At 75.0% G+C, this 9,760-nt stretch carries 9 protein-coding genes and 2 pseudogenes; 2 read left to right on the forward strand and 9 right to left on the reverse strand.

Features of this window, described 5'->3' with window-relative positions; all coding sequences use genetic code 11:
- The 5 genes and pseudogenes from HTZ82_RS13215 to HTZ82_RS13235 form a co-directional block, all read right to left on the reverse strand.
- A pseudogene (locus HTZ82_RS13215) lies at positions 1-446 on the reverse strand (hypothetical protein); the annotation flags it as partial.
- 89 nt (positions 447-535) lie between these two features.
- The gene (recN, locus tag HTZ82_RS13220; protein WP_175409550.1) at positions 536-2,278 is read right to left on the reverse strand and encodes a DNA repair protein RecN; all 1,743 of its coding nucleotides are present in this window, start codon (positions 2,276-2,278) and stop codon (positions 536-538) included.
- A gap of 187 nt (positions 2,279-2,465) precedes the next feature.
- Positions 2,466-3,401 (reverse strand): NAD kinase, encoded by a 936-nt coding sequence (locus HTZ82_RS13225; RefSeq protein WP_175409551.1) that lies wholly within the window; start codon positions 3,399-3,401, stop codon positions 2,466-2,468.
- Positions 3,398-4,213 carry a TlyA family RNA methyltransferase gene (locus HTZ82_RS13230; protein WP_175409552.1) on the reverse strand — a complete coding sequence of 272 codons (816 nt, stop codon included), beginning with the start codon at positions 4,211-4,213 and terminating at the stop codon, positions 3,398-3,400. The genes HTZ82_RS13225 and HTZ82_RS13230 overlap by 4 nt, the downstream gene beginning before the upstream one ends.
- Positions 4,214-4,220: 7 nt before the next feature.
- On the reverse strand, positions 4,221-4,607 hold the full coding sequence (locus tag HTZ82_RS13235) for a hypothetical protein (protein ID WP_254711822.1): 387 nt from the start codon (positions 4,605-4,607) through the stop codon (positions 4,221-4,223).
- Between the two features lie 42 nt (positions 4,608-4,649).
- Between HTZ82_RS13235 and HTZ82_RS13240 the strand changes: the two genes are divergently transcribed.
- On the forward strand, positions 4,650-4,997 hold the full coding sequence (locus HTZ82_RS13240; RefSeq protein ID WP_175409553.1) for an SCP2 sterol-binding domain-containing protein: 348 nt from the start codon (positions 4,650-4,652) through the stop codon (positions 4,995-4,997).
- Here HTZ82_RS13240 and HTZ82_RS13245 read toward each other — a convergent pair.
- Positions 4,986-5,123 carry a hypothetical protein gene (locus HTZ82_RS13245; RefSeq protein ID WP_175409554.1) on the reverse strand — a complete coding sequence of 46 codons (138 nt, stop codon included), beginning with the start codon at positions 5,121-5,123 and terminating at the stop codon, positions 4,986-4,988. The genes HTZ82_RS13240 and HTZ82_RS13245 overlap by 12 nt on opposite strands.
- Positions 5,120-6,181 (reverse strand): HAD hydrolase-like protein, encoded by a 1,062-nt coding sequence (locus tag HTZ82_RS13250; protein ID WP_175409555.1) that lies wholly within the window; start codon positions 6,179-6,181, stop codon positions 5,120-5,122. Before HTZ82_RS13250 ends, HTZ82_RS13245 begins: the two co-directional genes overlap by 4 nt.
- Before the next feature lie 102 nt (positions 6,182-6,283).
- On the opposite strand from HTZ82_RS13250, the gene HTZ82_RS13255 reads away from it, so the two are divergent.
- Positions 6,284-7,570 carry a DUF1015 family protein gene (locus HTZ82_RS13255; RefSeq protein ID WP_175409556.1) on the forward strand — a complete coding sequence of 429 codons (1,287 nt, stop codon included), beginning with the start codon at positions 6,284-6,286 and terminating at the stop codon, positions 7,568-7,570.
- Between the two features lie 67 nt (positions 7,571-7,637).
- Here the strand turns inward: HTZ82_RS13255 and HTZ82_RS31810 are convergent, their stop codons facing one another.
- Both HTZ82_RS31810 and HTZ82_RS31815 read right to left on the reverse strand, forming a co-directional pair.
- Entirely contained in the window at positions 7,638-8,384 is a 747-nt protein-coding gene (locus tag HTZ82_RS31810) for a hypothetical protein (protein WP_309235448.1), read from the reverse strand.
- A 69-nt stretch (positions 8,385-8,453) separates the two neighbouring features.
- Positions 8,454-9,548: pseudogene (locus tag HTZ82_RS31815) on the reverse strand (hypothetical protein); the annotation flags it as partial.
- Positions 9,549-9,760: the final 212 nt, after the last annotated feature.

Below are 9,760 nucleotides of genomic sequence, written 5' to 3' on the forward strand. Positions count from 1 at the left end.
AGATGGGCGGTGCCCGCGACCACGACCCCGGCCAGCACCTTGTCCACGGCCCGCTCCTTGAGCAGCGCCCCCGCCACGAGCCCGGCCGCCCCGACCCCCAACAGCTTCACGGCCCCGCTCGTCACCTCGCCGTCCCGCAGGGCCCCGAGGTGCGCCCGGAACCCTCGCCGGTGGTCGCCGCGCACATCGTCGTACCGCCCGCACACCGCACCCGCGACGGCCGCCAGCGCGGCGGCGCCCCGCCCCGGAGCCGGCAGGGCCCCGAGTACGGCGCCGACGGCCGCGGCGGCGCCGGCCTCCATCCGTACCGTACGGCCCGCGTAGTTGACGCGGCGCCAGCTTTCCGCTCCCCCGGGCGGACACCGCCGCAGCAGCCCGTACGCGGCCCTGGTCGCCCCGGCGGCCGCCGCGAACACGGCCCCGGCCTTCACAAGATCACCGTTCATACGGCCACCTTACGAACGGCCGGACGACCGCACCGAATCGCCAGGTTCAGGCGCCGGGCTCAAGCGCCGGGCCTCCAGGGGGCCGGGCCTCAGACGTCCGCCCTGGCCGTGGCCAGCAGTTCCTCCGCGTGTGCCCGTGCCGTCTCGGAGTCCTCCTGGCCGGCGAGCATCCGGGACAGCTCCCGCACCCGGTCCTCGCCCTCCAGCACGGTGACGCCGGAGCGGGTCACGGAACCGTCGTTGGTCTTCTCCACCAGCAACTGCCGGTCGGCGAAGGCCGCGACCTGAGGCAGATGCGTGACGACCACGACCTGCGCCGACCTGGCGAGCTTGGCCAGGCGCCGCCCGATCTCGACCGCCGCCTTGCCGCCGACGCCCGCGTCGACCTCGTCGAAGAGATACGTCGGCACCGGATCCGTACCCGCGAAGACGACCTCCACCGCGAGCATCACACGGGACAGCTCACCGCCCGACGCGCCCTTGGCGATCGGCCGCGGCGGGGCACCCGGGTGCGGCGCCAGCAGCAGCTCGACCTCGTCGGCGCCGCTCGGCCCGTACGCCACGCGCCGCCCGCCGACCTCGACACCGTCCGGGTCCTCGGTCTGCCGGATCGCGAACGACACGCGCGCGTGCGGCATCGCGAGCGACGCCAGCTCGGCGGTGACCGCGTCGGCGAACGTCGCCGCCGCGTCGGTCCGCGCGTCCGTCAGCGCCTGGGCGAGCCCGGACAGTTCGGCGCGCAGCGCGTCACGCTCGGCGGTGAGCCCGGCGATGCGGTCGTCGTCGCTGTCGAGTTCGGTGAGCCGCGCGGCACTGTCCTCGGCCCACGCGAGCACGGCCGCGACATCCTCACCGTACTTGCGGGTCAGACCGGTCAGCGCGGCCCGCCGCTCCTCGACGGCGGCGAGGCGACGCGGATCGGCGTCCAGATTGTCCGCGTATCCGGCGAGTTCGCCCGCCACGTCGGAGAGGAGGATCGCGATCTCACCGATCCGGTCGGCGAGCGCGGCCAGTGCCGGGTCGTGGGACCGTACGCCCTCCAGGGCCCGCCCGGCACCCGCGACGAGCGTCGTCGCGTCGACGGCCTCCGGGTCCTCGGGGTCCCCGGCGAGCGCCCGGTGCGCGAGCGCGGCGGCGGACGCCAGCGCCTCGGCGTGCCCGAGCCGCTCCGCCTCGGCCGCCAGCTCGGCGTCCTCACCGGCGCGCGGCTCGACGGCCTCGATCTCCGCGAGCCCGAACCGCAGCAGGTCGGCCTCCTGCGCCCGCTCACGCGCGCGCGTGGTCAGCTCGTCCAGCTCGGCGGAGACGGCGCGCAGCCGCCGGTACGCCTCGCCGTACGCGGCGAGCGGCACGGCGACGGCGTCGCCCGCGTACCGGTCCAGCGCGGCCCGCTGCCTGGCCGGCTTGAGCAGGCCCTGCTGGTCGGTCTGGCCGTGCACGGCGACCAGCTCGTCGGCGAGCTCGGCGAGCAGCCCCACGGGCACGCTGCGCCCGCCCAGGTGCGCCCTGGAGCGGCCTTCCGCCGAGACGGTACGGCTGATGAGCAGGGCGCCCTCGTCGAGCTCGGCACCCGCCTCCTGGGCCCGCCGGGCCACCGCGGCGTCCGGGGTCACGCTGACGCGCCCCTCGACGACGGCGGACGGGGCGCCGATCCGCACCAGGGCAGGGTCGGCGCGCCCGCCGAGCAGCAGCCCCAGGCTGGTGACGACCATGGTCTTGCCCGCGCCCGTCTCACCGGTGACAGCAGTGAAGCCGGGCGACAGCTCGACCACCGCGTCGTCGATGACTCCGAGCGACCGTATCCGCATCTCCTCCAACACGTGCACGACCATACGAGGTCCCGCACCCAACACGCGACGGCCCCCGCCCGTGTCACCCACGGGGGTGTCGCCGTTACGTCGGCGGGCAGGCGTTCCGTCCCGGGGATCCCCTGGACGAAGCCCTTGGGGCAGGAACGGGCGCGCCCGCACCGCAACCGCGCACCGCAACCGCGCACCGCGCACCGCGCGCTCGCGGGCCCTAGTGCGGCGCCCCCCGCCACCCCGACACCGGCAGCGCGAACTTGGCGACCAGCCGGTCCGAGAACGACGCGTGGTGCAGCCGCGCCAGCCGCACCGGCACCGAACCGCGCCGCACCTCCACCCGAGCCCCCGCCGGGAGCGTGACGGTGCGCCGCCCGTCGCACCACAGCACCCCGTCCGGGGTGTGCGGCTCCACCTCCACCGCGAGCACCGAGTCCGGCGTCGTCACCAGCGGCTTGGCGAACAGCGCGTGGGCCCCGATCGGCACCATCAGCAGCGCCTCCACCTCGGGCCAGATCACCGGCCCGCCCGCCGAGAACGCGTACGCCGTCGACCCGGTCGGCGTCGCGCAGATCACCCCGTCGCAGCCGAACCCCGTCACGGGCCTTCCGTCGATGGCGAGGACGACCTCCAGCATCCGCTCGGGCGCGACCTTCTGCACCGCCGCCTCGTTCAGCGCCCAGTTGGTGTGCAGCACGTCGCCGTTGTTGTAGACGACGACGTCCAGCGTCATCCGCTCCTCGACCTCGTACGCCCGCGTCACCACCCGGTCCACGACCTTGTCGAGGTCGTCGCGCTCCGCCTCCGCGAGGAACCCGACGCGCCCGAGGTTGACGCCGAGCATCGGCACACCGGACGCGCGCGCGAACTCGGCGCCCCGCAGCAGCGTCCCGTCACCGCCGAGGACGATGAGCAGCTCGCAGCCGTCGAGGACGCCCGGCGTCGCCTCCTGCACGGTCTCCACGGCGGACGGCAGCGGCAGGTCGGCGGCCTCGGAGGCCAGGACGCGCACGCCGATGCCGGACCGCAGCAGGCCCAGGACGACGAGTTCGGCGCTGCGCACGGCGGCGGGCCTGCCCGTGTGCGCGACCAGGAAGACGGTACGCGGTGCTGTCGACGCCGCGTTCGATGCTGCGTCCGGTGCTGAACTCAACGGGGCCCCTCCGCCACGGCACGGTCGACGTCGGCCGGATCGAGCGCGGGCGCCCCGGCTCGCAGCCACAGGAAGTACTCGACGTTGCCGGAAGGCCCCGGCAGCGGGCTCGCGGTGACGCCCAGCACACCGAGCCCGAGCTCGCCCGCCTGCCGCGCCACGTTCCGTACGGCATCGGCGCGCAGCTCAGGGCTGCGGACGACGCCCCCGCTGCCCAGCCGCTCCTTGCCGACCTCGAACTGCGGCTTGACCATCAGGACGAGGTCCGCGTCCGGGGCCGATACACCGGCGAGCGCGGGCAGCACGAGCCCCAGCGGGATGAAGGACAGGTCGCCCACCACCAGGTCCACCGGCACTCCGTCGATCGCGTCGAGCGTCAACTCCCGTACGTTGGTACGGTCCTTGACGGTGACGCGTTCATCGCTCCGCAGCGACCAGGCGAGCTGCCCGTAGCCGACGTCGACGGCGACGACATGGGCGGCGCCCGCGCGCAGCAGCACATCCGTGAACCCGCCGGTGGACGCGCCGGCGTCGAGCGCCCGCCGCCCCTCGACGCGCAGCCCGCGCGGGACGAACTCCGCGAGGGCGCCGGCCAGCTTGTGGCCGCCGCGCGACACGTACTCGGGGTCGCTGTCGTCCTGGGCGACGACGATGGCGGCGGCGGTCTCGACCTGCGTGGCGGACTTGGTCGCCGTGGTGCCGCCGACGGTCACCCGCCCCGCCGCGATCAGCTGGCTCGCGTGCTCGCGCGAGCGGGCGAGCTTACGGCGTACCAGCTCGGCGTCGAGACGGCGGCGTGCCACTCCTGCCACGTTCGGTTCAGCTCCTGTGCTCGTTCGGGGGTCCCGGCCGGGGGTGCGCGTCCAGCGCGGTCAGCGTGTCGCGCAGCCCCTGGTGTACATCCTCGTACACCTCCAGGTGGCCGTCCGCAGCGAGGTGGTCGGCGTCGCCCAGCCGCTCCAGGGCGGCGTCGACGCGGGGGTCGCCGGTCGGCACCCGCTCCACGCCGATCGGCGCGGGTCCTGCGGGCTCGTACGGGTCGGCCGGCCCGTCGCCGTCCCCCTGCTCGTCGAGCACCGGGGCCATGTCGCGTACGTCGCGTACGTCGCGTACGTCGCGTACACCGGGTACGTCGAGGCCGCCGGGTACGCCCTGCTCCGCCGCCGGCCCGTGGGCCGCGGGCTGGGCCGAGATCGCGTCGTCCATGCCCCGACGCTACCGCGAAGCCCGGGTGTACGGTCGGGCACGATGGCCACGACCGAGGAGTGCCGCCGGGCGCTCGACACGTTCGCCGCGCGGCTGGCGCGGGCGGACGGCGGGGTACGGGCGGCGGCCGGCCACGACCGCACGGTGAGCTGCCACGTCACGGACCTGGACGTCACCTTCACGGGCAGCCTCGCGGACGGCGGCCTTCGGCTGCTGGACCAGGCCGACGGGCCGCCCCGGGAGCGGGCGCAGGTCCGGCTGGCGATGACCGGCGACGACCTGGTGGCGCTCGTCGCCGGCGAGCTGGACTTCGCGCGGGCCTGGGCGACGGGCCGGGTCAGACTGGAAGCGGGGCTCCGCGACCTGCTGCGCCTGCGGTCACTTCTGTAGCGCGGTCGCGGTCGCGGCGGCGACCGGCGGCACGCCCCGTACGCGCTCCCCGCGCTCCACGCGCACCCCGAGCGCGTACGCCGTGTCGTCGCCCATCTTCGGCATCCGCAGGGGCCCGCGGGTCACCACCCCAGCGTGGCCAGCGCCTTCCCCGCGTCCAGCGTGCACGCCCCGGCACCGGCGTACGTCCAGGCCGCCGCGCACAGCGCCCGCAGCCCGTCCAGCCGCTCCCCGGCGCCCTCCACGACGAGCGAACCACCGCCGGGAGCCCCGGCCGCGGCCCCGGACACGGACGCCGTCCAGCCCCCGCACACGAACCCCGCGTCCGCCGACCCCGTCACCTCCGGCTGCCCGGTCAGCAGCCCCCGCAGATCCGCGTCCACGTACGTCGGCCGGTGCTCCGGCACCGCCGCCAGCAGCCGCTCCGGATCCGTCACACCCGTGAGGACGAGAAGCGAGTCCACGCCCCCGTTGAACGCGCCCTCGATGTCCGTGTCCAGCCGGTCGCCGACCACCAGCGGCCGCCGCGCCCCGGTCCGCAGCACCGTCTCGCGGTGCATCGGCGGCAGCGGCTTCCCCGCCACCTGCGGCGCGTACCGGCCGCCCGTGGCGATCCGCACGACCTCCACGGCCGCCCCGTTCCCCGGACCGATCCCGCGCGTCCCCGGGATCGTCAGGTCCGTGTTGGACGCGAACCACGGCACGCCGCGCGCCACCGCGTACGCCGCCTCCGCGAACCGCCCCCACGGCATCTCCGGCCCGCCGTACCCCTGCACCACGGCCGCCGGGTCCGCGTCCGCCGACTCGACCGGCACCAGGCCGCGCTCGCGCAGCGCCACCCGCAGCCCTTCCCCGCCGATCACCAGCACCCGGGACCCCCGCGGAAGCTGCTCGGCGATCAGCCGGGCCACCGCCTGCGCCGAGGTGATCACATCGCCCGCATCGGCGGGCACCCCCAGCTCGGTCAGATGCGCGGCCACCGCGTCGGGCGTCCGCAGCGCGTTGTTCGTGACGTACGCGAGGTGCATCCCGCCCGCCCGCGCCGCCACCAGGGACTCCACGGCGTACGGGACGGCCTCACCGCCCGCGTACACCACCCCGTCCAGGTCGAGCAGCGCCGTGTCGTACGCCTCGCTCAGCGCGGCCGCACTGCCACCCGGCCGGTCCGGCCCCTGCTGCCCCATCACGGTCTGCTCCTCGCCTCGCGCACCTCGCCCCCGGTCACACCGTCGGACGATCCTGTCCCCCGATCATCCCTCATCCCCTCATCCACATACGATGCAAGGATGATGACGAGAGGTCCTGCGGCCAACGACGGCCTGCGACTGAAACCCTTCCGCGGACTCCGGTACGTCCCCGAAAGGGTCGGCAGTCTCGCCGCGGTGACCTCACCGCCGTACGACGTGGTGGTACGGCCCGACGGGCTGCACCACCTCGAATCGTCCGACCCGCACAACATCGTCCGGCTCATACTTCCGCAGGCCCCCACGGCCGACGCCCGGCCGCGCCGGGCCGCCGACACCCTGTCCGACTGGCTCGCGGACGGCATACTCGCGGCCGACGCCGAGCCGGCCCTCTACGTGTACGAGCAGCGCAACGGCGACCTGCTGCAGCGCGGCCTGATCGGCGCCCTGGAGCTGTCCACGCCCGCCGACGGCGTCGTCCTGCCCCACGAGGACGTCATGCCGCAGGTCGTCGAGGAGCGCGCCGCCCTGATGCGCACGACCGGCGCCCACCTGGAGCCGCTGCTGCTCACCTACCGCGGCGACGGCAACGCCACGGGCGCGACCGGCGTCATCGAACGGGCCATCACCCGCACCCCGCTCCTCGCCACGACGACCGAGGACGGCTTCAGCCACCGGCTGTGGGCGGTGACCAACCCGGCCGAGCTGACGGCCGCCGCCGACGACCTGGCACGCCACCAGGCGCTCATCGCCGACGGCCACCACCGCTGGGCGACGTATCTGCGGCTCCGCGAGGAGCAGAACGGCCCCGGCCCCTGGAACTACGGCCTGGTACTCCTCATCGACACCGCCCGCTACCCGCTCCAGGTCCGCGCCATCCACCGGCTGCTGTACGCCCTGCCCGTGGCGGACGCGCTGGCCGCGCTGGGCGGCGCGTTCCGCGTCCGCACGCTCGACGCCGGTACGCCGCTGCCGGCCGCGCTGGACGCTCTGGCGGCCGCCGTGGCCGAGGGCAACGCCTTCGTGCTCGCCGGTGACGGCCGCTTCCACCTGATCGACCGCCCGGACGCGGCGCTCGTCGCCCGGACCGTACCGGCCGACCGCCCGGAGGCCTGGCGCTCCCTGGACGCGACGGTCCTGCACGCCACGATCCTCGGACACCTCTGGGACGTCCCGGACTCGCCGGAGCACATCGCGTACATACACGACACGGAGGCCGCGGTCGAACAGGCAGAGCGCCGCGGCGGCACGGCGGTCCTGATGCATCCGGTACGGGAGGACGTCGTCCGCGACCTGGCCCGCCAGGGCGTCACGATGCCCCGCAAGTCCACGTCCTTCGGCCCGAAGCCGGCCACGGGCCTGGTCCTCCGCAGCCTCGCCCTGGACTGACCGCACCCGCACGACGAAAAAACGGGCGGCACCCCCTGCTGGGGATGCCGCCCGTCGTCATCGCACGTCAGTCCTGCCGGCTCTCGCCGCTCTCGCCGCCCTGCTCGGCCGCACCGCGCTCCGCGATGTGCTCCTCGGTGCCCTCGGCCTCATGCTCGGCCTCGGCCTCGGCTCCGTCCTCGTCGAACGCGTCGACGAACTCGACACCGTCCAGCTCGGCAAGCCGGTCGGACGCGTCGGTCGACCCGTCCTTGTCGGCCTCCAGCGCCTTGGCGAACCACTCGCGCGCCTCGCCCTCACGCCCGGCCGCCAGCAGCGCGTCGGCGTACGCGTACCGCAGCCGCGCCGTCCACGGCTGTACGGAGTTGGAGGCCAGCTCGGGCGACTGCAGCGTCACGATGGCAGCGTCGAGCTGGTCCATGTCGCGCCGCGCCCCCGCGGCCACCAGCCGCATCTCCACCTGGCCGGCCTTGTCGAGCTTCTGCACCTCGGGCTCACCGGCCATCGCCAGCGCCCGCTCGGGCCGGCCGAGACCGCGCTCGCAGTCGGCCATGACGGGCCACAGCTCGACGCTGCCGGTCATCCGCCGCGCCGCCCGGAACTCGGCCAGGGCCTCCGCGTACTTCTGCGTCGCGTACGCCGCGAAGCCGGCGGCCTCACGGACGGCGGCGACGCGGGACGCCAGCCGCAGCGCCACCCGCGAGTAGCCGTACGCCTTCTCCGGCTCCTCGTCGATGAGCTTGGCGACCATCACCAGGTTCTTGGCGACGTCCTCGGCGAGCGTCTTCGGCAGGCTCATCAGCTCCTGCCGCACGTCCTTGTCGATCTCGTCACCGGTGACGTCCTCGGGGATCGGCAGCCGCTTGATGGGCTCCCGGTCACGGTCGCGGCTCCGGTCCCGGTCGTCCCGGCCCCGGTACCCGCCACGGTCACGGTCGCGATCGCCGCCACGGGCCCCGCGGAAGCCGCCACGGTCCCGGTCGCCGCCCCGGAAGCCACCACGCCCCCGGTCGTCGTCCCGCCGCGGCCCCCGAGGCCGGTCATCCCGCCGGAAACCGCCACGGTCGTCACGCCGCTCATCCCGACGGTCGTCGCGCCGCTCATCACGGCGGAACCCGCCCCGCTCGTCGCGCTGGAACCCGCCCCGGTCGTCACGCCGCTCATCCCGACGGTCGTCGCGCCGGAACCCACCACGGTCATCGCGCCGGTCGTCCCGCCGGAACCCGCCCCGGTCGTCACGCCGCTCGTCCCGACGGTCGTCGCGCCGGAACCCACCACGCTCGTCACGCCGCTCGTCGCGCCGGAACCCACCACGCTCGTCGCGCCGCTCGTCGCGACGGAACCCACCGCGGTCATCGCGCCGCTCGTCGCGACGGAACCCGCCCCGGTCGTCACGACGGTCATCGCGACGCTCGTCCCGCCGGTCGTCGCGGCGCGGCGCCCGGTCGTCGCGCGGGAAGGAGCCACGCTCGTCACGCCGGTCGTCCCGGCCCCGGTAACCGCCACGATCGCGGTCGTCGCGGCGGGGAGCCCGGTCGTCACGCGGCCAGGACGGCCGGTCACCGCTGCGCCGGAAGCCTCCGCGCTCGCGGTCACGGTCCTGCCCCCGGTCCCGGTCACGGTCCCGGTCGTCACGCCGGAACGCCGGCCGGTCACCCTGCCGGTCGTCACGGCGGAACCCGCCACCACGCCGGTCGTCATCCCGCCGGAAGCCACCGCCCCGGTAGCCGCCACGGTCCCGGTCGTCACGCCGAGGACCACGGTCCCGGTCACTGTCGCGGTCATCCCGCCGGAAGGGAGGCCGATCGCCCCGGCCCTCGTCCCGACGGTCATCACGCCGGTCGTCACGGCGGAAGCCACCGCCTCGACGGTCGTCATCGCGACGGAAGCCGCCGCCGCCACGGTAGCCGCCCCGTTCGCCACCGTCCCTACGACGAGGCTCGCGCTCCGGACGGTCGTCGGAGGAGTTGGTGGACATGGGTGTAGCTCCTGTCTTCGGGTACCGCAAGTCATTCTCGCGCAGTCGAGGTTCCACCGCGCTTCGAGGAAATTCCAGTGATAGCAAAAAGGACCCGTGGTCCCAGCATGTACGCTGGGACCACGGGTCCTGAAAGATTGTTCGGCGGCGTCCTACTCTCCCACAGGGTCCCCCCTGCAGTACCATCGGCGCTGAAAGGCTTAGCTTCCGGG

It is taken from the genome of Streptomyces sp. TRM64462, from assembly GCF_013362995.1.
In the GTDB taxonomy this organism is placed as follows: Bacteria; Actinomycetota; Actinomycetes; order Streptomycetales; family Streptomycetaceae; genus Streptomyces.